Below are 1,162 nucleotides of genomic sequence, written 5' to 3'. Positions count from 1 at the left end.
GCCTGGCGCAGCACCATGCTCGCGTGGGAGAGCCTGGGCGCCGTGGCCGTGGGCCCGGTGATCGCCCGGCGCGCGCAGCGCCAGATCGACTTCGCACCCACCCGGCCCCCGCTCATCGAGCGCGCCATCAAGACGCAGCCGCAGGGTGCCAAGGCGTTCGAGCGCGTGGGCACGCCCGCCAAGGGCCTGCCCGCCCTCGAATGGCTGCTGTGGACGCAGCCGGCCGCGCCCGCCACGCCGGCCTGCCGGTATGCGGTGGAGGCGGCGCTGGACGTGGAGCGCGAGGCGGTGGCGCTCAAGGCGGCGTTCGACGGCGCCGCCACCACCGACTGGGCCGCCGAGGACGAGCAGGAGCGCTCCACCCAGGCCATGGGCGAGTTCATCAACCAGTGGGTGGGCGGCATCGAACGCCTGCGCTGGGCCCACATGGAAAAGCCGCTGCGCGCCGCCCAGGGCAGCCGCACGCCGGACTACCCACGCGCCGCCAGCGGCCTCACGCCCGAAGCCTGGGCCGCCGAATGGCAGGCCTTGCGCACGCTGGCCGTGCTGCCGCAAGGCGCCGCGCTGCCCAAGCCGGGCGAGGCCCTCGTGCCGCTGGAAACCTACCTGCGAGGCCGCGGCCTGAACCCCCTGGCCGACCAGTTGCTGCAGGCCACGCAGCGCATCGACACCGCCTTTGCCGCCCTGGCGCAGCCCGGAAAGAACACCGGGCCGCAAGTGCTGCAGGCGGCCAAGGAGCTGACCGCGCTCAAGCGCCTGGCCGAGGCCGAGATCGCGCCAGCATTGCAGGTGAGCATCGGGTTTTCGGATGCCGATGGGGACTGACGCCATGCCAACCAAGCGACCGGAAGGCATCCCTGCCGCCTCGGCACCACTGTCGCGCCGGCAGGCGCTGCGGCTCGGCGCAGGCCTGGGGCTGGCCGTGCCGCTGGCCGCCGCCTGGGCCGGCCCGGCCGCCGCCGCGGGCTCGCTGCGCCTGGCAGCGGCATGGCAGCAGGAAGACGGCACCTACCGCATCGGCGTGCTGCAGGCCCGGCCCGGCCAGGACGCACCGCTGCGCGCAATGCACACCCTGGACATTCCCACCCGTGCCCACGGCCTGTGTCCCCTGCCGGACGGCAGCATCGTGGCGGCGTCGCGCCGGCCCGGCGACTGGCGGTGC

1 protein-coding gene and 1 pseudogene are annotated in these 1,162 nt (G+C 75.0%); both read left to right on the top strand.

Going from position 1 to position 1,162, the window contains the following annotated elements; all coding sequences use genetic code 11:
• On the top strand, positions 1-825 hold an 825-nt coding region (locus tag AC27IO_RS24580; RefSeq protein ID WP_498741256.1), incomplete at its 5' end, for an imelysin family protein.
• A gap of 4 nt (positions 826-829) precedes the next feature.
• Positions 830-1,162 (top strand): annotated as a pseudogene (locus tag AC27IO_RS24575) (DUF1513 domain-containing protein); the annotation flags it as partial.

The organism is Acidovorax sp. KNOB132 (genome assembly GCF_057541515.1).
The sequence above is the reverse complement of the archived record's forward strand: the minus strand, read 5'-3'. Positions and strand labels throughout refer to the sequence as shown.